19 protein-coding genes and 1 tRNA gene are annotated in these 21828 nt (G+C 67.0%); 13 read left to right on the forward strand and 7 right to left on the reverse strand.

What is annotated here, in order from left to right; translation table 11 throughout:
* Positions 1 to 184 precede the first annotated feature (184 nt).
* Entirely contained in the window at positions 185 to 547 is a 363-nt protein-coding gene (locus tag ACU0BR_RS13660; protein ID WP_446157387.1) for a hypothetical protein, read from the forward strand.
* A 52-nt stretch (positions 548 to 599) separates the two neighbouring features.
* Here the strand turns inward: ACU0BR_RS13660 and ACU0BR_RS13665 are convergent, their stop codons facing one another.
* The 3 genes from ACU0BR_RS13665 to ACU0BR_RS13675 form a co-directional block, all read right to left on the reverse strand.
* Positions 600 to 797 carry a helix-turn-helix transcriptional regulator gene (locus ACU0BR_RS13665; protein ID WP_446157388.1) on the reverse strand — a complete coding sequence of 66 codons (198 nt, stop codon included), beginning with the start codon at positions 795 to 797 and terminating at the stop codon, positions 600 to 602.
* 265 nt (positions 798 to 1062) lie between these two features.
* Positions 1063 to 1139: transfer RNA gene (locus tag ACU0BR_RS13670), tRNA-Met, on the reverse strand.
* 82 nt (positions 1140 to 1221) lie between these two features.
* The gene (locus tag ACU0BR_RS13675) at positions 1222 to 2046 is read right to left on the reverse strand and encodes a hypothetical protein (protein WP_446157389.1); all 825 of its coding nucleotides are present in this window, start codon (positions 2044 to 2046) and stop codon (positions 1222 to 1224) included.
* Positions 2047 to 2348: 302 nt separating this feature from the next.
* On the opposite strand from ACU0BR_RS13675, the gene mprF reads away from it, so the two are divergent.
* The 3 genes from mprF to glpK all read left to right on the forward strand — a co-directional run bounded on the left by mprF (position 2349) and on the right by glpK (position 8171).
* The gene (mprF, locus tag ACU0BR_RS13680; RefSeq protein ID WP_446157390.1) at positions 2349 to 4952 is read left to right on the forward strand and encodes a bifunctional lysylphosphatidylglycerol flippase/synthetase MprF; all 2604 of its coding nucleotides are present in this window, start codon (positions 2349 to 2351) and stop codon (positions 4950 to 4952) included.
* A 91-nt stretch (positions 4953 to 5043) separates the two neighbouring features.
* Positions 5044 to 6672 (forward strand): glycerol-3-phosphate dehydrogenase, encoded by a 1629-nt coding sequence (gene glpD / locus ACU0BR_RS13685; RefSeq protein ID WP_446157391.1) that lies wholly within the window; start codon positions 5044 to 5046, stop codon positions 6670 to 6672.
* The gene (gene glpK / locus ACU0BR_RS13690) at positions 6669 to 8171 is read left to right on the forward strand and encodes a glycerol kinase GlpK (RefSeq protein ID WP_446157392.1); all 1503 of its coding nucleotides are present in this window, start codon (positions 6669 to 6671) and stop codon (positions 8169 to 8171) included. Before glpD ends, glpK begins: the two co-directional genes overlap by 4 nt.
* A 120-nt stretch (positions 8172 to 8291) precedes the next feature.
* On the opposite strand, the gene ACU0BR_RS13695 is transcribed toward glpK, so the two are convergent.
* Positions 8292 to 9512, reverse strand: a complete 1221-nt coding sequence (locus ACU0BR_RS13695; RefSeq protein WP_446157393.1) for an acyl-CoA dehydrogenase — start codon at positions 9510 to 9512, stop codon at positions 8292 to 8294.
* 407 nt (positions 9513 to 9919) lie between these two features.
* Between ACU0BR_RS13695 and ACU0BR_RS13700 the strand changes: the two genes are divergently transcribed.
* From ACU0BR_RS13700 to ACU0BR_RS13710, 3 genes are read left to right on the forward strand one after another with little or no spacing between them, the layout of a single operon-like run.
* A complete protein-coding gene (locus tag ACU0BR_RS13700; protein WP_446157394.1) occupies positions 9920 to 10933 on the forward strand; it encodes an ABC transporter substrate-binding protein in 1014 nt (337 codons plus the stop codon).
* Positions 10934 to 10993: 60 nt separating this feature from the next.
* On the forward strand, positions 10994 to 11761 hold the full coding sequence (locus tag ACU0BR_RS13705) for an ABC transporter ATP-binding protein (RefSeq protein ID WP_446157395.1): 768 nt from the start codon (positions 10994 to 10996) through the stop codon (positions 11759 to 11761).
* Positions 11754 to 12623, forward strand: coding sequence for an ABC transporter permease (locus ACU0BR_RS13710; protein WP_446157396.1), 870 nt, complete (start codon positions 11754 to 11756; stop codon positions 12621 to 12623). Before ACU0BR_RS13705 ends, ACU0BR_RS13710 begins: the two co-directional genes overlap by 8 nt.
* Before the next feature lie 31 nt (positions 12624 to 12654).
* On the opposite strand, the gene ACU0BR_RS13715 is transcribed toward ACU0BR_RS13710, so the two are convergent.
* Entirely contained in the window at positions 12655 to 13749 is a 1095-nt protein-coding gene (locus tag ACU0BR_RS13715; protein WP_446157397.1) for an AI-2E family transporter, read from the reverse strand.
* A gap of 210 nt (positions 13750 to 13959) precedes the next feature.
* On the opposite strand from ACU0BR_RS13715, the gene ACU0BR_RS13720 reads away from it, so the two are divergent.
* From ACU0BR_RS13720 to ACU0BR_RS13735, 4 genes are read left to right on the forward strand one after another with little or no spacing between them, the layout of a single operon-like run.
* On the forward strand, positions 13960 to 15210 hold the full coding sequence (locus ACU0BR_RS13720) for a sarcosine oxidase subunit beta family protein (protein WP_446157398.1): 1251 nt from the start codon (positions 13960 to 13962) through the stop codon (positions 15208 to 15210).
* A 59-nt stretch (positions 15211 to 15269) separates the two neighbouring features.
* Positions 15270 to 15557, forward strand: coding sequence for a sarcosine oxidase subunit delta (locus tag ACU0BR_RS13725; RefSeq protein WP_446157399.1), 288 nt, complete (start codon positions 15270 to 15272; stop codon positions 15555 to 15557).
* Entirely contained in the window at positions 15554 to 18514 is a 2961-nt protein-coding gene (locus ACU0BR_RS13730; protein WP_446157400.1) for a sarcosine oxidase subunit alpha family protein, read from the forward strand. The genes ACU0BR_RS13725 and ACU0BR_RS13730 overlap by 4 nt, the downstream gene beginning before the upstream one ends.
* Positions 18507 to 19070 carry a sarcosine oxidase subunit gamma gene (locus ACU0BR_RS13735; protein WP_446157401.1) on the forward strand — a complete coding sequence of 188 codons (564 nt, stop codon included), beginning with the start codon at positions 18507 to 18509 and terminating at the stop codon, positions 19068 to 19070. The genes ACU0BR_RS13730 and ACU0BR_RS13735 overlap by 8 nt, the downstream gene beginning before the upstream one ends.
* 94 nt (positions 19071 to 19164) lie before the next feature.
* Here ACU0BR_RS13735 and ACU0BR_RS13740 read toward each other — a convergent pair whose 3' ends face one another.
* Positions 19165 to 20169, reverse strand: coding sequence for a GlxA family transcriptional regulator (locus ACU0BR_RS13740; protein WP_446157402.1), 1005 nt, complete (start codon positions 20167 to 20169; stop codon positions 19165 to 19167).
* 115 nt (positions 20170 to 20284) lie between these two features.
* Between ACU0BR_RS13740 and ACU0BR_RS13745 the strand changes: the two genes are divergently transcribed.
* On the forward strand, positions 20285 to 20941 hold the full coding sequence (locus ACU0BR_RS13745) for a helix-turn-helix domain-containing protein (protein ID WP_446157403.1): 657 nt from the start codon (positions 20285 to 20287) through the stop codon (positions 20939 to 20941).
* Positions 20942 to 20974: 33 nt separating this feature from the next.
* Positions 20975 to 21301, forward strand: coding sequence for a hypothetical protein (locus ACU0BR_RS13750; RefSeq protein WP_446157404.1), 327 nt, complete (start codon positions 20975 to 20977; stop codon positions 21299 to 21301).
* 21 nt (positions 21302 to 21322) lie between these two features.
* On the opposite strand, the gene ACU0BR_RS13755 is transcribed toward ACU0BR_RS13750, so the two are convergent.
* On the reverse strand, positions 21323 to 21828 hold a 506-nt coding region (locus ACU0BR_RS13755; RefSeq protein ID WP_446157405.1), incomplete at its 5' end, for a heme-dependent oxidative N-demethylase subunit alpha family protein.

Consider the following 21828-nt stretch of genomic DNA (forward strand, 5'->3'; position numbering starts at 1 on the left):
TAGGGCTTCCAGCGCGACCTTCGCCTTGAACTCAGGCGCGTGCTGCTTCCGTTTCGACATCTCTGATCTCCTTCTCGTCGAAGATCAGCAGAATGCAAATCGTAGCTTATGTCAGTGTCCGAATTTCGGGGGGTAGCTCAGTCTTCCGTGGCCCCCGTCGCGGACTGTCGTCAGGGAGAATGGCATGAACATGCTTTCCACCACCGCCTTGGTTACCACAGCGCAGGAGCGCAAAGAGCACGCCGTCCTCGATACGGTGGATTTCATCCGCCGGGAGGGGCTCATGCTCCTCGAGTTGTTCGACATGGTCGGCGACCCCGACGGCGCTGATTCAGTGACCGACCTGCTCGGCCAGTGCTCTTCTCCGATGCCGAACGCATGGGACTTACTTGGAGAACTCAGGGAGGTTCGAATGTCGCTGAACGAGATTCCTTTCCGAGAGATCGACGAGTGGGCGATGTCGGGAAAGGCACCATTCGATGTCTACGGCGCGGTGCGCTGGTCCGGGGCGCGCGTCGAAGACCTGTGCGCACGCCTGGGCGGCTGAGGCACCTCCGCCACCGCCGGTGCGCCCCAGGCGGTGGCGGAACGCCAAATCTTCAACGGTTGTCAGACAGGCGCTGAATATAGGCGTCCACCTCTGACATCCGCCAGCGCGACGAGCGCCCGATCTTCAACGGTTTCGGGAGCACCCTCTGCGCAATATCGCGGTAGATGCTCGCGCGCGAGCGGTCGAGGATGGCGGCAACGGCCGCAATGCTGACGAGCTTGTCGGGGGTGCTGGATTCGATTTGCATGATCATCTCCTTGTCTATGCAGACGGAAGATTGGTCTTTTTCTCAGAACGGAAAAAATTGGTGGGCCGAAGGGCATTTTCTTGCGGCACCAACTTTCCCCGCCCCTTGCCGCATCGGCCTTCGGCCGTGATCATGCTGGCCTTGGAACCGGGGACAGGCTGCAAGACGCGCTGTCCCGCCACCCCGGCGCCACCCCGGAATGCTTTCCGCATGCAGGCCACCAACCCTAAATAGGAGGAAGTCACCGAGAACATTGGGGAAAGGATGGTAGCGGAGGAGGGACTTGAACCCCCGACACGCGGATTATGATTCCGCTGCTCTAACCAACTGAGCTACTCCGCCGACGCCGCGCATGTCTAGCCGAAGTCATCTCGCAGGTAAAGCGCATAAGAGATCTTGTTTTCAAAGACTTGCAATGGGACGGTCAGTTTACTGTCGGCGCCCCGGCCGCGCATGGCGCGGGCAGCGGCGCGGCCGGGGCTTCGCAGCCCGGCACGGGAACGATGACGCCATAGCCGCGCCAGACCAGCGACCCGCCGACATAGATCGCCCCCAGCGCGATCGCCACGCCGGTCGCCGCGCGCATCCAGCGGCCGCCCCGGTGCAACAGGCTCAACGGATAGCTCGCCACCGCCGAGATCGCCGCCATCCCCAGGATCGAGCCCGCGCCGAACACGGCGAAATAGGCCATCGCCTCGGCCAGGGTGCTGGTCGCGGCCACCACCAGCACCAGCAGCCCCGCCGACCCGGCGGCGCCATGCATCAGGCCGATCGCCATTGCCTTGAGATTGCCGCGCATGTTGCGGTGGATATGGCGGTGCCCCGGTATCGCAGGGTGCCCCGTGGCGGCGCGCCCGGCCATCGGCGCCACATCGTGCCCGGGCCCCGCGGCATGGGCGTGCACATGCAGATGCGTCACGCCGTCGTGCGAATGGGCGTGAAGATGCACCTTGTTGCGGCGCAGCGTCCACAGCAGATGCAGCCCCAGCAGCACGATCATCAGCCCCACGGTCATTTCCAGCAGCGCCTCCGTCCGGTGCGAGATGCTCAACCCGAACAGGATCACCACCGTGCAGATCGCGAACAGCGCCAGCGTATGGCCCAGTCCCCAGAACGCGCCGCGCAGGATCGTGGCCAGCCGGGAACCGCGGTCGTTGAGCATCGTGGCCACGGCCGCCAGGTGGTCGGCCTCCAGCGCGTGGCCCATGCCGACCAGAAACCCCAGGGGCAGAATTGCCAGTAAATCCATTCGACTTCCCTTTCGCACGGACGCGGCGCCGCGCGCCCCCGCTTGCGCCCAAAAGATCGCGCACGCAAGCCCTTCGCGCCGCGGCATCCGCGACGCCGCGCAAATGTCGGCCCCGGTGTTGCATCAGGAGCGCCCCGCCACCGCCCCCCGATCGTTGTCAGGTGCCCTTGTCAGGTGCCCTTGTCAGGGGTCCCCGTCATGGGTGCTTGTCCAGCCCCCGAAATAGGGTAGGGATATATTATTGCGCCGCCGGTCCGCGGGGTGCAACGAAGGACCGCCATGCAACCCATATCTCGACCCGGATGAAGACCGCCGCGCTCAAACTCTGGCACAAGATCGCCCCGGCCCTGCCCATCGTGCTGACGATCGGGCTGTTCGCGGGGGGGATCTACGCGCTTTATCACCTGCTCAAGCCTGTCGATTACCGGCAGGTCATGGCGCAGATCCGCGCCACCCCGCTTTTGCACATCGCGCTGGCGATCCTGGGCACGATCGGCGGCTATGGCGCGCTGATCGGCTATGACTGGTCGGCGCTGCGCTATATCGGCAAGCGGCTGCCGCTGCCCGTGGTGGCGCTTGGCGGGTTTCTTGGCTACGCGTTCGGCAATACCATCGGGCTGGGGCCGGTGTCGGGGGGCGCGGTGCGCTACCGGATCTATTCCGCACTGGGGCTGACCGGCTACGACATCGCGCGCATCGCCACCTTCGGCTCGCTCGCCTTCGGGTTCGGATCGTCGATCCTGGGCCTGGTGGCACTGGCCTATACCCCCGATGCGCTGCGCTCGTTGCACGCGCTCGATCCGGCGACGGTACGCATGGTGGCGCTGGGGCTGCTGGCAGGAACCGCCGCGGGGCTCGGCTATGTCGCCATCCGGCGCTCGGAGGTGCGGATCGGCGGCTTTCGCATCACCGCGCCCTCGCCCGGGCTGATGGCCGGTCAGCTGGGCTTCACCGGGCTGGAGGTGCTGCTCGCCTCCTTTACCCTCTATGTGCTTCTGACGCCCGAGGGCCTGGGCTACTGGCCCTTCGTCGCGCTGTTCGCGGCGGCGATGCTGGCGGGGGTGATCAGCCATGTGCCGGGAGGCGTCGGCGTGTTCGAGACGGTGATCATCGCCGGGCTGCCCCCGCAGATCCCGGTCGATCAGGCGGCGGCGGGGCTGCTGTTGTTCCGGCTGGTCTATTTCCTGCTGCCGTTCATGGTGGCGCTGGTCGCGCTGTCGCTGTCGGAGCTGCGCATGGCCGCCGTCAGGAAACCCGGCCCCCGCCTGCAGGCGCTGGTCCCGGTGCTGAGCGCCGCGGGCGCCGTCGTTCCGACCGCAATGTCGGCGATGATCTTCGCCTCGGGGCTGTTCATGATGCTCTCTTCGGTGATTCCGGCCGCCGATCAGGCCGCCGAAGAGCTGGAGCTGCTGCTGCCCCTGGGGTTCGTCGAGGGCGGCGCCCTGCTGTCGAGCGCGATCGGCGCGGCGCTGGTGATCATCGCCCACGGGCTGTTGCGCCGGGTCGAGGGGGCGTGGTGGCTGTCGGTGCTGGCGCTGGCGGGCGGCGTCGTCGCCGCATTGTTGCAGGGGCTCGACACCAACCGCGCGCTGATCCTGGCGCTGGCACTGCTGATCCTGCTGCCCTGTCGTCGCGAATTCTACCGCAGCACGCGGCTGACCCGCGACACGCTGTCTCTGAAATGGGTCGCGCTCATGCTGGCGATCCTGGGCACCGGGCTGGCGGTGTTTTTCTTCGCCTACCGGGCGACGCCCTACAACATGGATCTGTGGTGGCAGTTCGCCACCGACCAGCGCGCACCCCGGGCCATGCGCGCGGGCATGGTCGGATCGCTGGTGCTGGCGCTCTGGGCGCTGGTCTATGCGCTGCGCCCGCCGCGCACGCCGCTGGGCCTGGCCACCCGGGCCGATCTGGACCGCGCGGGCGCGGTGATCGACAGCCAGCCCAACCCCTACGGCAAGGTCGCGCTGACCGGCGACAAGTCGATCCTGTTTTCCGACAACGGCCGCTCTTTCCTGATGTTCCGCGTGCAGGGCCGGTCGTGGATCGCGCTCGGCGATCCGATCGGCTCGCCCGCCGATGCGGCGCAGCTATGCTGGCAGTTCTTCGACGCCGCCAATGCCGCCAACGGGCGGCCCGTCTTCTACGAGACATCTTCGGATTACCTGCCCCTGTGGATCGAGATGGGGCTGTCGCTGCACAAGATGGGCGAAGAGGCCGTCGTTGCGCTGGCAGATTTCTCGCTGGAGGGCAGCGCGCGCAAGAAACTGCGCACCACCCACAGCCGCGCCCTGCGCGACGGGCTGCGGTTCGAGCTGTCGCGCCCGCCCCACGCGCCCGAACTGATCGCCGAGCTGCGCGAGATTTCCGATCGCTGGCTTTCCGCCAAGGATGCGCGGGAAAAGCAGTTTTCCGTCGGCCGGTTCAGCCCCGCCTATCTTGCCTCCATGCCCATCGCGCTCGTCCGCCACGAGGCGCGGATCGTGGCGTTCGCCAACGTGCTCGACACCGCGCAACGGCAAAAGGCGACGATCGACCTGATGCGCCACCTCCCCGACGCACCCGCGGGAGTGATGGAATTCCTGTTCACCGAGCTGATGATGCAGCTGCGCGCGCAGGGCTACGGCGAATTCAGCCTCGGCATGGCGCCGCTTTCGGGGCTGGCGACGCGGCGCGGCAGCCGCTGGACCGCGCGCATGGGCGCGCTGGTCTACCGTCACGGCGGACATTTCTACAATTTCGAAGGGCTGCGCGCCTTCAAGAACAAGTTCGACCCGCAGTGGCGCGCCCGCTATCTGGTCGCCCCGCCGCGCGTCAATGTGCTGCTGGTGGCGACCGATCTGTCGGTGCTGATCGGCGGCGGCGGCAGCGGCAAAGCCGCAGGCAGGCAGACCGCCCCCGGCTGACGTGGCGGCCCCGCACCGCAGCGCGCCACATGTCCGGTTTACGCGCGGCCCGTGCGCGCGCTAAGCAGGATCAGCTGCAAAAGGCGAGGCGATGATGCAAGAACCCGATTTCGACCTGTTCATCATCGGCGGCGGCGTGAACGGCTGCGCCATCGCGCGCGATGCGGCGGGGCGCGGGCTGCGCGTCGGGCTGGCGGAAATGGGCGATCTGGCCTCGGCCACCTCCTCCGCCTCGACCAAGCTCTTTCACGGCGGGCTGCGCTATCTGGAATATCTGGAACTCGGCCTCGTGCGCGCCTCGCTGCGCGAACGCGAAACGCTGCTCAGGGCGATGCCGCATATCAGTCGGCCGATGCGCTTCGTGCTGCCGCTCAATCCCGACATGCGTTTCGACGCCGAAACGCCCGTGTCGCGCATCCTGCGGCTGGCGATGCCCTGGACGGCGGGGCGCAGGCCCGCATGGATGATCCGGCTGGGGCTCGCGCTTTATGACCGGATGGGCGGCGGCAGTCTTCTGGCGGGCACGCGCAGCCTCGATCTGCGCCGCGATCCCGCCGGCGCGCCGCTGGCGCGAAAATTCACCCGGGCGTTCGAATATTCGGACTGCTGGGTCGACGACGCGCGGCTCGTCGCGCTGAACGCGCGCGACGCGGCCGACCGGGGGGCCGCGGTGCTGACCCGCACCCGCGTGACCGCCGCCCGCCGCGAAGGCGCGCTTTGGCGTCTCAAGCTGCTGGACCGCCCCGCGAACCGGCTGCGCAGCGTCACCGCGCGCGGCGTGGTCAATGCCGCGGGCCCCTGGGCGGGGCGCCTGGCGCAGGACCTGCTGGGCGGCGCGGCGGGCGGCGGGCTTCGCCTGGTGCGCGGCAGCCACATCGTCACCCCCCGGCTGTTCGATCACGAGCGCGCGTATTTTCTTCAGGGGCGCGACGGGCGCATCATCTTCGCCATCCCCTATGAGGGTGATTTCACCCTGATCGGCACCACCGATTGCGATCACCCCGATCCCGATACCGCCCCCTGCTGCACCGATGAGGAACGCAGCTATCTATGCCGGTTCGCGTCGGAATATTTCGCGCGCCCCGTCACGCCCGAGATGGTCGTCTGGTCCTTCGCCGGGTTGCGCGCGCTGCATGACGACGACACGGCGCAAAGGGCCAGCGCCGCCTCGCGCGACTACACGCTGCGCCTCGACACATCCGAGGGCGGCGCGCCCCTGCTGCACGTCTTTGGCGGCAAGATCACCACCCACCGCCGCCTGGCCGAAGCCGCGCTGTCGAAGCTCGCGCCGCATCTGCCGCCCACCGCGGGCGGGGCCTGGACCCGCGGCGCCGCGCTGCCGGGCGGCGATTTCGCGGTGGACGCAGGGCCGCGCCTGATCGCGCGGCTGCTGGCCGAACACCCGTTCCTCGCCCCCGCGCAGGCCGCGCGGCTGATCCGCAGCTACGGCACAGACGCCTGGGGCGTGCTGAACGGCGCCACCCGGCTGGACGCGCTGGGGCAGGATTTCGGCCATGGCCTGCACGCGGCCGAAGTCGACTGGCTCGTCAAACGCGAATTCGCCCGCACCGCCGAGGACATCCTGTGGCGCCGCAGCAAACTGGGCCTGCGCCTGAACGCCGATCAGGTCCGCGCGCTGGAAAGCTACCTCCGGCCCGCCGACGCGAAAGGGGCCGCCAGAGCCACCCCGCCAACCCCCTGCCAGGAGACCGCGGAATGAGCCAGATCCTCGCCATAGACCAGGGGACGACCTCCAGCAGGGCCATCGTCTTCGACGCAAACCTGCATGTCGCCGCGCGCGCGCAACAGGAATTCGCCCAGCATTTCCCCCGCTCGGGCTGGGTCGAACACGCGCCGGAAGACATCTGGACGAGCACGCTCGAGAGCTGCCGCAAAGCGATCGCGCAACTGGATGGCGGCGCGGCCGGGATCGCGGGCATCGGCATCACCAACCAGCGCGAAACCACCCTTGTCTGGGACCGCGCCACCGGCGCCCCCATTCATAACGCGATCGTCTGGCAGGACCGGCGTACCGCCGACATCTGCCGCGCGCTGCGCGACGCGGGCCATGAGCCCCTGCTCCGCAAGATCACCGGACTGCTGCTCGACCCTTATTTCTCGGGGACCAAGGTGAAATGGCTGCTTGATCACTGCGAGGGCGCGCGCGAACGCGCGCGCCGCGGAGAGCTGCTTTTCGGCACTGTCGACACCTATCTGCTGTGGCGGCTGACCGGCGGACGCAGCCACAGGACCGACGCCACCAACGCCAGCCGCACCCTGCTTTACGACATCCATGAGGGCAACTGGAGCGAGGAGATCTGCGCCCTGCTCGACATTCCCACCGCAATGCTGCCCGAAATCCATGACTGCGCGGGACATTTCGGCGACACCGATCCGGCGCTTTTCGGACGCGCGCTGCCGGTCCTGGGGATCGCGGGCGACCAGCAGGCGGCGTCGATGGGTCAGGCCTGCTTCACCCCCGGAATGCTCAAATCGACCTACGGGACCGGCTGTTTCGCGCTGCTCAACACCGGCGATGTGGCGGTGGCTTCCCGAAACCGGCTGCTCACGACCGTTGCCGCCCAGCTGAACGGGCGGCGCAGCTATGCGCTGGAAGGGTCCATCTTCGTGGCCGGCGCGGTGGTGCAATGGCTGCGCGACGGGCTGGGCCTGATCGCGCAGGCGCGGGACACCCAGCGATTGGCCGAACGCGCGGACGCGCAACAGAACGTGATCCTGGTGCCCGCCTTCACCGGGCTCGGCGCCCCTTACTGGGATGCCGAATGCCGCGGCGCGATCTACGGGCTGACGCGCAATTCGGGCCCCGCCGAATTCGCGCGCGCGGCGCTGGAAAGCGTGGGCTTCCAGACGCGCGACCTGCTGGAGGCCATGCGCGCCGACTGGCCCGGCGATCAGGCAGGCGGCGCCCGGCCCGCGCCCGTGCTGCGCGTCGACGGCGCGATGAGCGGCAGCGACTGGACCATGCAGTTTCTCGCCGATATCACCGACGCGCCGGTGGACCGGCCGGTGATGCTGGAAACCACCGCGCTCGGAGCGGCCTGGCTGGCGGGGATGCAGGCCGGGCTCTACCCTGACCAATCCGGTTTCGCCGGTCTGTGGCAGGCCGACCGGCGATTCACCCCCGCGATGACCGCGCAGGACCGCGACGCTCGTTACGCCGCCTGGAAAGACGCCGTGCGCCGCACGCTTGGCGGCTGACGCGCCGCCTCCGGCGGGGATATTTTCGACCAGAAGAACGCGCGGCCGTTTCTTCTCGGGGCAAATACTCGATCCGGCGGCGGCCACCGGGCGCCATCCCCGGGCCCTGTCGCCGGACGCTCAGAAGAACGCCTGCAACCCGGTCTGCGCGCGACCCAGGATCAATGCGTGCACGTCATGCGTGCCCTCATAGGTATTGACCGTCTCCAGGTTCATCATGTGACGCATGACCTGAAATTCTTCCGAGATCCCGTTGCCGCCGTGCATGTCGCGCGCCATCCGGGCGATATCCAGCGCCTTGCCGCAGTTGTTGCGCTTGAGCATGGAGATCATCTCGGGCGCGGCGCGGCCCGCGTCCATCAGGCGGCCCAACCGCAGCACCGCGTGCAGGCCCAGCGTGATTTCGGTCTGCATGTCGGCGAGCTTTTTCTGGAACAGCTGCGTCTGCGCCAACGGCCGCTGGAACTGGCGCCGGTCCAACCCGTATTGCCGTGCCGCGTGCCAGCAGAATTCCGCGGCGCCGAGCACACCCCAGGCTATTCCGTAACGCGCGCGGTTCAGGCAGCCGAACGGCCCCTTCAGCCCCTCCGCCCCCGGCAGCAGCGCGTCTTCGCCGACCTCGACATCGCGCAGCACGATTTCTCCGGTGACAGAGGCGCGCAACGACAACTTGCCGGTGATCTTGGGCGCCGACAGCCCCTTGGTGCCCTTCTCGATGAGAAAACCGCGAATCTTTCCTCCATGCGCCTCCGACTTGGCCCAGACGACGAAGACGTCGGCGATCGGCGCGTTGGAAATCCACATCTTGCTGCCGTTCAGCACATAGCCGCCGTCGACCTTGCGCGCGGTGGTCTTCATCGCGCCGGGATCGGAGCCCGCGTCGGGTTCGGTCAGGCCGAAGCAGCCGATCCACTCGCCGCGCGCCAGCCTGGGCAGGTAGGTCCTGCGCTGCGCCTCGCTGCCGTAGGCATGGATCGGGTACATCACCAGCGAGGATTGCACCGACATCATCGACCGATAGTCCGAATCCACACGCTCCACCTCCCGGGCGACCAGCCCGTAGGTCACATAGGACGCGCCGAGCCCGCCGTAGTCCTCCGGCAGGGTGAGGCCGAGCAGACCCGCCTCGCCCATCTCCGCGAAGATGGCGGGGTCGCTCGACTCATCGCGAAAGGCCGCAATCGCGCGCGGTTGCAGTTTGGCCTCCGCATAGTCACGCGCGCTGTCGCGCAGCATCCGTTCATCCTCGCTCAGCGCGTCCTCCAGCCGCAGGGCGTCTTCCCAGTCGAAACGGCCGAGCGCGGGCGCTGATCTGGGATCTGTGGGGGAAGTGGCAGTCATGGCGGCGGTCTCCGTGGTGATGCTGGCGGCGGCATGGTTTCGCAGTCTCTTGCCGGTATACCGGCGCACCCGCGTGCGGACCAGCGTGTTTGCGCCATCCGTCCATTGGATCGGCCGGTGTGTGCGCCGCGGGCTGGCGGCGCCCGCCCGCGCGGAGGCAGACAACCAGAGCGTTCGCCGACTGGCTGCATGAGGCGACGCGCATGTTACAGGCCGCGGCGGAATCTTCCCGTGTTCGGCTTGGCTGACCTTGAGGAAGGTCGTAGGGATTTACAATTTATGATAATGCGGCATTGCATAATTATAGATCATCTTGTAGTAATAAGGCAGCTCACGGGGACACGGGCCGCCCCGGCCCAGATCTGGCCGGGACCCGGTCCCGCTCCGGGCAGAAAAGGACAGTTGCAATGCAACTCATTCAAAGACGACAGGCGATGGCACTCTTGGGCGGGGCCGCGGCGGCGCCGCTGTTCGCAGGACCGGCGCGTGCGGCGTCCACGACCGTCGTGGGCGCATTGCGCTTTACCAGCCATGCCCCGAATTTCATCGCCTTCGAACGCGGATATTACGACGCCGAAGGCCTCCACGTCGAATTCAAATTCTTTCAGGCGGCGCAGCCGATGGCCGTCGCCATTGCCTCGGGCGATGCCGATTTCGCGGTCACGGCGATTTCCGGCGGGCTGATCTCGCTTGCCGAAAAAGGCGCGACCAAGGTGATCGGCGGCGCCCTCAGCGAAGAGCCGGGCATCGACGGCCAGATGTTCCTGGCCTCGGACGCGGCCTATCAGGCAGGGGTCACCGCACCCGGAAAACTCGGCGGCAGATCCTTCGGCGTCACGCAAAGCGGATCGTCGTTCCACTATGTGGGCGCGCAGATGGCCAGGGCCGAGGGCATCGCCCCGGTCTTCCGCCCGCTGCAAAAGGTGGGCACGCTGATCGGGGCGCTGAAATCCGGCCAGATCGACAGCTGGGCCATCGTGCCGCATATCGCCAAGCCGCTGGCGGCCTCCGGCGCGGTGCATATCATCGGCAACGTCTCGGACTATCTTCCCGATTTCCAGGTCACCACGGTCTTCACCTCGGCGCGCAACGCCGCGCAGGAGCGTCAGAAATCGCAGGCCTTCCTGCGCGCCTATGCGCGCGGGGCCGCCGATTACAACGCGGCGCTCGTGGACCGCACCGCCGATCCCGAAGAGACCGAGGCCGTCACCCGGCTGATCCACAAATACGTCTACGCCGATCAGCCCTATGAAAAGGCGAAACCTTCGATCGTCAACGGCTCCATGCGCATCAACCCCGAGGCGCGGCTGAACAAATCCTCGGTGATGGATCAGCTGAACTGGTACAAATCCGAAGGCATGGTCAAGGACAGCATCACCTTTGAGACGCTGGTCGATCCCAGCTATGTCGAAATTGTCTGACCCCCGCCCGCGCTGCGGCGCGCGGCATCACCCCGCCCCCGAACGAGCGGAGCGCGCACCATGGACCTGAGGCTGGAGCGGATCTGCCACAGCTACAGCGACCTCCGGGTCATCGAGGATGTCAGCCTGACGATAAGCCAGGGCCAGGTCGTGTGCATCGTGGGGCCGTCGGGATGCGGCAAGAGCACCCTGCTGCGCTTCATCGGCGGGCTCGAACGGCCGAGCGCCGGGCGGGTCCTGCAGATCGGCGCCCCGCCCGCGGACAGCCTGAACCCGCTGACCTATGTCTTTCAGGACTTCGCGCTGCTGCCCTGGCGCAGCGTGGAGGGCAACATCTCGCTCGCGCTCGAGGAACACGCCATCTCGGCCGCGCGCCGCGAGATGATCATCGAGGACGTGCTCGCGCGGACCAAACTGTCGGATTTCCGCAAGGCGCTGCCCCGGCAGCTGTCGGGCGGGATGAAGCAGCGCGTGGCCATCGCGCGAGCGTTGGCCGTTAACCCGGCGGTCATGCTTCTCGACGAACCTCTCTCGGCGCTCGACGCGCAGACGCGGGAACTGTTGATGGAAGATCTGGTGGATCTGTGGACACGCAAGCCCTTCACGGCCGTCTATGTCACCCACAACCTGGCCGAGGCCGTGCGCCTGGGCCACCGCATCGTGGTGCTGTCGCGCCGCCCCGGGCGCATCCGCACCACGGTGGATATCGACATCCCCCTGTGCGACCGCCGCGCCGACGACCCCGTGCTGGAGGCGCACCAGCGCCACCTGTGGGATTTGTTGCGTGCGGAAGCCATCGCCGCCGACAAGGAACTCGTCCATGCTTGATCTGACCACTTCGGACAGGCACGACGACAGCCATGCCGACAGGCGCCGCGATCCTGCCGCCTGTCGCGAAGACAACGACGTGAAGACCGTCGCGTTCCGCGGCGGCGGGTTCCGCCCTCAGCCGGTGCGCTTCGTGGGACTCGCGGTCTTCGTGGTGTTGATCGCCCTCATCGAACTCGGCACCCGCACCGGCGTGATCTCTTCGTTGACGTTACCCCGGCCGAGCGACGTTTTCGCGGCTTTCGGCGATCTCTGGCGCTCGGGCCTGCTGTGGTCGCATCTCGGGCCTTCGCTGTCGCGGCTGTTCGTGGGGGCGCTCATGGGGATCAGCGCGGGCATTGCGGTGGGTGTCATGATCGGCCTCTTCAGCCTTGCGCGCGCGGGTCTGGTGCCGCTGGTCGCCGCGCTGTTCCCGATCCCGAAAATCGCGCTGCTGCCGCTGTTCGTCATCTGGTTCGGCCTCGACGAGGGGTCGAAATACGCGCTGATCGCACTTGGCACCTTCACGCCCACGGTCGTCTCCACCTACGGCGCCGTCGACAATGTCGACCGCACCCTGATCCGCATGGGCCAGAGCTTCGGGCTCAGCTGGGCGTCGATCGTGCGCAAGATCGTGCTGCCGGGCGCGCTGCCGGGAATCCTCTCGGGGCTGCGCGTGGGCGTGGCGATCGGGATCATCCTGCTGGTCGCCGCCGAAATGCTGGGCGCGCAATATGGCATCGGCGCCTATATCCTCGAGGCGGGCGCGGTCTATGACCTCGAACGTCTCTTCGTCGGGGTTGCCATCCTCTCGGCGCTGGGGGTGATCACCAGCGCGATCATCACCCGGCTGGAACGCCGCCTGCTGCGCTGGCGCAATTAAGCCGGAATCCCGCGGGCGCGGCGCTGCCCGCTCAGTCCGACAGGGTGGTGGTCCGCGTCGCCGAGAGGAAATTGCCAAAGGTCCTCAGCCCGTCGACGTTGTCGCAGATCACCTTGATCAGCACCAGGAAAGGCACCGCCAGCAGCGCCCCCGCGATGCCCCACAGCCAGGCCCAGAACACCACCGTCAGAAAGACCGACACGGTGTTGATCTCCAGCCGCCTGCCCACGACCAGCGGGGTGACGATCTGCCCCTCCAGCGACGTCGCGGCGAGGTAGAGCAATGGCGGCAGAACGGCAAAGGTCAGATCGGCATAGGTCACGATCGAGAACATCGCGATCAGCACCACGCCGCTCAGCGCGCCGATATAGGGCAGAAAATTCAGCACGAAGGCCAGCGCCCCCCAGATATAGGGATAGGGAAATCCCAGGGCGAAAAGCCCCGCGCCGATCACCAGACCCAGACAGGCATTTATCAGCGTGATGGTGAACAGATAGCGCGACACGCTGCGCTCGATCTCGTGAAAGATGCGCACCGCCTTCTTCTTGTCGCTCAGCTTGGGCGTGGCCTCCACCAGCTTGAGGTAGAACAGATCGTTCGACGACAGGATGAACAGCGCCAGCACCAGCGCCACCGCCAGCGTCGCCCCCGCCGAGAACAGGTTGCTGACGGCCGAATCCAATATGCCCGGCTGTTCGATCACCACCTTTTGCTTGGCGCTGTCGCCCTTCTGCTCGGTGATCTTGTCGACCTCCTTCGAGGCCTCCTGCACCGCCTCGACCGATTGGCTCAGGTTCTCCAGCCGCGATTTGATCTTCGCGCCATAGCTCGGCGCCTGCGCGACCCATTTGCTGACCGGGCCGCTCATCATGTAGCCGGCCGTGCCCAGTCCCACACCCAGCCCGATCACCAGCACCACCGCCGTCAGGGGTGCGGGCACCCCGAGCCGCCCCACCGTGCGCACCACCGGGCTTAGGGTCAGCGCAAGGAACACGCCCAGGATCACCGGCAGCAACACGTCCTTGGCGAAAAACATCGCGATGGTCAGCAAAATCAGGAATATCCCGATCAACGTCAGCCGGATCCACATCAGCTCACGTTCGACATTCTCTTCATCGAAGCTCAACGGCTTCTCCCCTGCTGGTCGTGGAGATCGTTCCCGTCCCTCGCAAGTATAAGCGCGCGCGCGCCCAAGGGTTCCGGCCGATCCCCTCGCGCGGCACATTTCTTGCGCCACCCGCCCCGCATCGTCCGATCCGAAAGCCCGCCTGTCGGATATCGTGTGGGAAACGCCGCGACGCGTCCCCATTATCATCTCAAAGCTAAAGGGGTTCCCATGCGATACTCAGGCCTCAAGGTCATCAAGGAAGCACTGACCGGTCACAAGGGGTGGAAACCGGTCTGGCGCGATCCCGACCCGAAACCGGATTATGACATCGTCATCATCGGCGCGGGCGGGCACGGGCTGGCGACGGCGCATTACCTGGCCAAGGTCTTCGGCGAGCGCCGCGTCGCGGTGATCGAAAAGGGCTGGCTGGGCGGCGGCAACGTCGGGCGCAACACCACCATCATCCGCTCCAACTACCTGCTCGACGGCAATGAGCCCTTCTACGAATTCTCGCTCAAGCTCTGGGAAGGGCTGGAACAGGATCTGAACTACAACGCGATGGTCAGCCAGCGCGGCATTCTCAACCTGTTCCACAACGACCCCCAGCGCGACGCCGCCACCCGGCGCGGCAACGCGATGCGCCTCAACGGTGCCGACGCCGAGCTGCTGGATACCGACGGCGTGCGCGCCCTCTACCCCTTCCTCAACTTCGACGACGCGCGCTTCCCGATCAGGGGCGGGCTGCTGCAACGCCGCGGCGGCACCGTGCGCCACGACGCCGTCGCCTGGGGCTACGCCCGCGCCGCCGACAGCCGCGGCGTCGACATCATCCAGAACTGCGAGGTGACGGGCTTCCGCATCGAGAACGGCAAATGCCTGGGCGTGGAAACCAGTCGCGGCTTCATCGGCGCGAAAAAGGTCGGCGCCTGCGTCGCGGGCTCCTCGGGCCGGCTGATGGCCAAGGCGGGCATGCGCCTGCCGATCGAATCGCATGTGCTCCAGGCCTTCGTCTCCGAAGGGCTCAAGCCGGTGCTGCCGGGTGTCGTCACCTATGGCGCGGGGCATTTCTACGTCAGCCAGTCCGACAAGGGCGGGCTGGTCTTCGGCGGCGATCTGGACGGCTACAATTCCTACGCGCAGCGCGGCAACCTGCCCACGGTCGAGGATGTGGCCGAGGGCGGCATGTCGCTGATGCCGATCATCGGCCGCGCGCGCCTGCTGCGGATGTGGGGCGGCATCATGGACATGTCGATGGACGGCTCGCCGATCATCGACCGCACCGACATCGAAGGCCTCTACTTCAACGGCGGCTGGTGCTACGGCGGCTTCAAGGCCACGCCCGCCTCGGGCTACGCCTATGCCCATCTGCTGGCCACCGGCACCCCGCACGAGACCGCGCGCGCCTACCGTTTCGACAGGTTCCGCCGCGGCTACATGATCGACGAGAAGGGCATGGGCGCGCAGCCCAATCTGCACTGACCCATGTTTCTTCTTGGCAAAAATACTCGGCTCGCACCGCTGTCCCAAAGGATCGCCGCATGATCATCGACCACCCCCTGCTCGGCCCGCGCGATGCGCAGGAATTCACCTACCTGGGCGACGCCGCGCTGATCCACCGCCCCGACTGGCAGGCCGAAGACGCCGTGGATGCCTTCCACGACTACCTCTACCTGCGCGACAACCCGGCCGGCCAACACCGAGAGCTGTGGTTCCACGAACAGGGCGACCGCTCCTGGCTGGTCGTCACCCGCAACACGCTGACCCATGAAATCAGCAAGGTCGAACTGGCCCGCGACGTGGCCCGTGCGGAGGGGCGCAGCAAATGAGCCAACAGCCAAATCGCCTGAAAGGCGGCGCGATCGACCGCGCGCGCAGCTTTCATTTCACCTTCGACGGCGCGGCCTATCAGGGTCACGCGGGCGACACGCTGGCCTCCGCGCTGCTGGCGGGCGGCGTGCGCCTGATGGGCCGGTCGTTCAAGTACCACCGCCCGCGCGGCCCGCTCACCGCCGGCTCCGAAGAGCCCAACGCCCTGGTCGAGCTGCGCGACGGCGCCCGGCGCGAACCCAACACCCGCGCCACCACGGCGGAGCTTTTCGACGGGCTGAGCGCCACCAGCCAGAACCGCTGGCCCAGCCTCTCGAACGACATGATGGCCGTCAACGACCGGCTGTCGTCCTTCTTCGCGGCGGGGTTCTACTACAAGACCTTCATGTGGCCCAGGTCCTTCTGGGAAAAGCTCTATGAGCCGATCATCCGCCGCGCCGCGGGTCTGGGCTCGCTGTCGATGAAGGATGACCCCGACAGCTACGACAAGGGATTCCTGCATTGCGACCTGCTGGTCGTGGGCTCCGGCCCCGCCGGGCTTTCGGCCGCGCTCACCGCGGGCCGTGCCGGCGCGCAGGTGATCCTGGCGGAAGAGGATTTCCTCACCGGCGGGCGGCTCAACGCCGAAACCTACATGCTGGGCGACGACAGCGCCGCCGCCTGGGCCGCGCAGACGATGGCCGAACTCGACAGCTTGCCCAACGTGCGGGTGATGACGCGCACCACGATCATCGGCGCGTTCGATCATGGCATCTATGGCGCGGTCGAACGGGTGGCCGACCACCTGCCGGTGCCGCCCCCAGGCAAGCCGCGCCAGATCCTGTGGCGCATCTATACCAAACGCACCGTGCTGGCCGCAGGCGCGATCGAACGCCCCATCGCCTTTGAAAACAACGACCGCCCCGGCATCATGCTGGCCGGCGCCATGCGCGCCTACGCCAACCGCTGGGCCGTCACCGCAGCGCCGCGCGTGGCGATCTTCACCAACAACGACGACGGCCACCGCACCGCCGCCGACCTGATCGCCAAGGGCGTCAAGGTGCTGGCCGTGATCGACACCCGCCCCGACGCGCGCCGCCAGGCCGACACCGAGCTGCTGTCCGGCGCGCAGGTCATCGACACGCGTGGTCGGCTGGGGCTGAGCTTCGTCGAGGTCCGCCTGGCCGACGGCAGCACGCGCACCATCGAATGCGGCGCGCTCGGCGTCTCGGGCGGCTGGAACCCCAACCTGCACCTGTCGTGCCACCAGCGCGGCCGCCCCGTATGGCGCGAGGATATCGCGGCCTTCGTGCCCGGCGAGGACGGCCCCCCGGGGCTGATCGCCGCCGGTGCCGCGCAGGGCGAGCTGAGCACCCACGGCGCGCTCGCGGGCGGCGCCGAGGCCGCCCGCCGCGCGCTGTCGCAGCTCGACATCGACGCCGCCCTGCCCGACCTGCCCCATGCCGAGGATGCCCCCGTCAACGTCACCCCCTTCTGGTACGTCCACGAGGGCCGCGGCCGCGCCTGGATCGACCAGCAGAACGACGTGACCGTCAAGGACGTGAAGCTGGCGCATCAGGAAAACTTCCGCTCGGTCGAGCACCTCAAGCGCTATACCACGCTGGGCATGGCCACCGATCAGGGCAAGACCTCGAACATCACCGGGCTGGCGGTCATGGCCGAAATGACCGGCCAGTCGATCCCGCAGACCGGCACCACCATCTATCGCCCGCCGTATGTGCCCGTCGCGATGGGCACGCTGGCGGGCCGCGCGCGCGGCGCGCATTTCCGCCCCACCCGCGAAACCCCCAGCCACAAATGGGCGGTCGAACAGGGCGCCGTCTTTGTCGAAACGGGCATGTGGCTGCGCGCCCAGTGGTTCCCCCGGCCCGGCGAAAGCCACTGGCGCGAAAGCGTCGACCGCGAGGTGCTGGCCGTGCGCAAATCCGTCGGCGTCTGCGACGTGACCACATTGGGCAAGATCGACGTGCAGGGGACGGATGCCGCGGAGTTCCTCAACCGCATCTACGCCAACGGCTTCGCCAAGCTGGCCGTGGGCAAAGTGCGCTATGGTCTGATGCTGCGCGAGGACGGCATCGCGATGGACGACGGCACCACCGCGCGGCTGGCCGAGGATCATTTCGTGATGACCACCACCACCGCCAACGCGGTGCCGGTCTTCCGCCACATGGAATTCGCGCGCCAGTGCCTCTGGCCCGACATGGACGTGCAGCTGATCTCCACCACCGAGGCTTGGGCGCAGTTCGCGGTGGCCGGCCCCAATTCGCGCAACCTGCTGCGCAAGATCGTGGACCCCGAGTTCGACATCTCGAACGAGGCCTTCCCCTTCATGGGCTGCGGCGAGATCACCGTCTGCGGCGGGCTGCGCGCGCGGCTCTTCCGGATCTCCTTCTCGGGGGAGCTGGCCTATGAGATCGCCGTGCCCACCCGCTACGGCGACGCGCTGATGCGCCGCCTGATGGAGGCGGGGCAGGAATTCGACGTGGTGCCCTACGGCACCGAGGCGCTGGGGGTGATGCGCATCGAAAAGGGCCACGCCGCGGGCAACGAGCTGAACGGAACCACCACCGCGCTCAACCTCGGGATGGGGCGGATGGTGTCCAAGAAGAAGGACAGCATCGGATCGACCCTGTCGGAACGCGAGGGGCTGAACCAGCCCGACGCGCTGATGCAGGTGGGGCTGCGTCCGGTCAACCGCCAGGACCCCGTGCCCGCCGGATCCCACCTGATGAACAAGGGCGTGCAGGCCAGCGCGGGCAACGACCAGGGCTATGTCACCTCCGCCGCCTATTCACCAAACCTGGGCCATGCGATCGGCATCGGCTTTCTCAAGAACGGCGGCGCGCGCCTGGGCGAGGTGATCCGCGCCGTCAGCCCGCTGAAAGGCACCGACATCGCGGTCGAGGTCGTCAGCGCCCATTTCATCGACCCGGACGGGGAGCGTCTTCGTGCATAATCTGGAACCCATCACGCCGCTGGGCGGCACCACCCCGCGGCAGGATCGGATCGGCGGCGTGACGATTACCGAAAACCCCGACCGCGCGCTGGCGTCGCTGGCGGCACGGCTGGGCCGCGTCGACGACTGCACCACCGCGATGCGCGGTCTGCTGGGCGGCGATCTGCCCGACGTGGCCCAGGCCGGGTCGGGCGAGGTCGCCGCCTTCTGGACCGGCCCCGAGCAATGGATGCTCGAGGCCCCCCACGACACCCACGAAGACCTCGCCGCGCGCGTCGGCGAGGCGGTCGGGGACGCCGGCTCGGTGACCGAGCAGACAGACGGCTGGTGCCGCTTCGAGGTGACGGGGTCGGACGCCGTCGCCCTGTTCGAACGGCTCTGCCCGCTGGATCTGCGCAAGCTCGAGGCGGGCCGCGTCAGCCGCACCACGATCGAGCATCTGGGGTGTTTCGTGATCTGCCGCGACACCGCGCGCGCCTACAGCGTCATGGGGCCGCGTTCCTCCGCGGCCACGCTGCATCACGCGCTGGTGAGCGCCGCGCATTCCATCGCCTGACGCCCCTGGCCGGGGCGTCGGCGCCCCGCGACCTGCGCCTGGTGCCGCCGGGGATGCCTCCGGCGGGGATATTTGCCACCAGAAGAAGCCGCGCTCAGCTCGAGGGCAGCGCGCGCTTGCCCTGGACGCGGAAGAGGTTGATCTTTTCGCGTTCCTGCTGCGGGGTGATGCCGAAGGCCTCCTTGTAGTGCTGGACCATCGGCGTCGAGGAGGCATAGCCCACCGCCAGCGCGATGTCGGTCATCGTGTCGTTGGAATACATCACCAGCTGGCGCGCGGCCTTCATCCGCAGGGTGCGGTAGTAATGCGACGGGCTTTGCCCGGTCGAGGCCTTGAAGCTGCGTTCCAGCTGGCGCGGGCTGAGGTTCACCATGCGCGCGACATCGGCCACGGTCACGGTATCCTCGATGTGCTCGGAAAAGAACCGCACCGCCTGGGCGATGGCGGGCGGCAGCATGTCGTCGGTGGCGCCGGTGCGAAAGGCGGGGATTTTCTGGCTGACGCCCTGCCCGCGCACCAGCGGATGCTGGAACCAGCAGGCAACCTCGGTCATCACGTCGGCGCCGAGCTTTTGTTCCACCAGATGCAGCATCAGATCGAACGCCGCCGCCGCGCCCGACGCGGTCATCCGGCGGCGGTCCATCACGATCACGTCGTCGGTGCCCTGCGTATCGGGAAATTCGCCCGCGAAGGCGGTCTCGTAGCACCAATGCACCGAACAGCGGTGCCCTTCCATCACGCCGGAGCGCACCAGCGGAAAGACCCCGCCGCTGACACCGCCGATCACCACGCCGTGGCGCGCCATCTGACGCAGAATGCCGTTGCCCGCCTTCGGATCGACAAACCCGCCCGTCGGACTGCTGAGCAGGAACAGGAAATCGACCATCTCGGTGCGTGCCAGCGTCTGGTCCGGATCGAACCCGACGTTGGCGCTGGAATTCACCCGTTGCCCGGTTTCCGAGATCAGCACCCATGAAAACGCGCGCTGCGCCGCGATCTCATTGGCCGCGCGCAGCGGCTCGATCGCCGAGGTCAGGCAGGACATCGGGAAGCCCGGAAAAATCAGGAACCCGAGCTTTGTCGTTTCATTCTTGTTCATGGTTTCTATACTATCAGGAAACATCAGGTTGACGATGGGGAACAACACCCCGAATTCCCGGGCGACGCAACGGCTGACGTGCATCCGCGGGGAAACCACACTACAAGGGCTGTCTATGAGCAAAGCAAATGTGGAACCCGACGCGGCGGCTGTCAACCTGAACCAGGACCCGCACCGCACGCGCGACGAACGCGAAAAGGTGCTTGAGGTCGCGATCGGCCGCGAGGTGCGGGCCTTTCGCCGCAAGCAGGACATCACCGTGGCCGAACTGGCCAATCTGACCGGGCTTTCGATCGGGATGCTGTCGAAGATCGAGAACGGCAATACCTCGCCCTCGCTGACCACCCTGCAGACGCTCGCCCATGCGCTGAGCGTTCCGCTGACCGCCTTTTTCCGCCGGTTCGAGGAAAAGCGCGGCGCGGTGCACACCCGCGCGGGCGAAGGGATGCATGTCGACCGGCGCGGCACGCGGGCCGGTCATCAATACAACCTTCTGGGTCACCTCGGCTCCAACGCCAGCGGCGTGGTGGTCGAACCCTATCTGATCACCCTGTCGCAGAAAACCGACACCTTTCCGACATTTCAGCACGACGGCATCGAAATGCTGTACATGCTGGAAGGCGAGGTCGACTATCGCCATGCGGAGCAGCTGTTTCCGCTGCAACCGGGCGACACGCTGTTTTTCGACGCGGACGCCCCCCACGGGCCGGAGGTGTTGAAAAAGCTGCCCATCAAGTATCTGTCCATCATTTCATATCCGCAGGCCAATTAAGGTCGCGTCGAATTTTGTTTTTGGTATCATTTCATGCTTCGATTTATCGCTTCGGTCTACCGCGCGCTGATTTCTCTTCTGGCGACCGGCTTTCTGGCGGGCACCATCGCGGGCGGCGCCTTCATGCTCAGCACCGGCACCGGCTCCACCGCGATCGCGGTCGGGCTGATCGTTCTGGGCCCGCTGGTCGTGGTTCTGGTGTTCGGCACGCTGGCCATCCTGATCCAGAACAACGAATTGCTGCATCGCATCGCCGACGCTCAGGGCGGCAGGAAACCGGGGCTTTTCAACTCCCGCGGCCGCAAGGTGCAGCACCTCGATACGGCCGAGGAACGGGCGGAACCGCGGCTGCGCGCCTGATCGCGGCGCGCCCCGTCCGGATCAGCGCTGTTGCAGCGGCGGCTCGCTGTCCAGATCGGGCCAGATCCCATCCGAAGTGGGCAGCCCGTCGTCGTATTTCGACAGCCACTCCAGGATCTTGGGCCGGTTGTCGATGAACCCCTTGTAGCTTGCCAGCTCATCGGGCAGCGTGCTCAGCACGCGGTGGAACCGCCGGCCCCATTTGGGCACCGTCACCAGTTCGTCCAGCTTGATCAGGTAGCAGCGGATCGGAAACACCAGCGCGTTCGAGCGCGGCAGCCGGAAGAAGGTCTGAAGCTCCACCCGCAGGTGCATCTTCTGGCCCATGTTCTCCAGGGTCAGATCCTGCTTCATCGCCCCCCATTTGTGATAGTTCTCGGGGCTGGTATCGAGCAGCGGGTTCACCGTCATCGTCCAGTTCAGCCGCCGCGCGGGCGATCCCTGCTGGATGTTCAGCAGGAACTTCAGCGCGCGCTGGAAAATCCCCATCTCATGCGCCTTGGGCACCGGGGCGTGCCATTCGAAGA

The organism is Brevirhabdus sp. (assembly GCF_052826345.1).